This window comes from Sulfitobacter sp. 15WGC (genome assembly GCF_005068605.1).
Taxonomy (GTDB): domain Bacteria; phylum Pseudomonadota; class Alphaproteobacteria; order Rhodobacterales; family Rhodobacteraceae; genus Sulfitobacter; species Sulfitobacter faviae.
Map to the genome: position 1 here is coordinate 1 of NZ_SZNL01000255.1, position 248 is coordinate 248.

A 248-nucleotide genomic window follows, 5' to 3' on the forward strand; every position below is an offset into this window, starting at 1 on the left:
TTTCATCTGTGGATCATCTCGTTGCCTGCTATTTACGCCCTTTCTGCATTTGCACAACGGGCATAAAGTCAATGCCGCTATGCAGAAAGCGCATAGGTTCTGAGTGGCGCAAGTTGTTGATAAAAAACGGTTTTGCCCGCGCGGCAAAAGGGCGCAGGGTCATAAAACTGTCATATATGGGGAGGGGGGAAAGGTATGGGGAGGGGGGAAAGGGGGCGACGACATCTGGGAGGAGGTAGATGTCGCCG

General features: G+C 52.8%; 1 protein-coding gene. It reads right to left on the reverse strand.

The window, feature by feature from the left end; translation table 11 throughout:
* Positions 1-28 precede the first annotated feature (28 nt).
* A partial coding sequence (locus tag FCK22_RS19190; protein ID WP_211243608.1) for a hypothetical protein occupies positions 29-248 on the reverse strand: 220 nt, incomplete at its 5' end.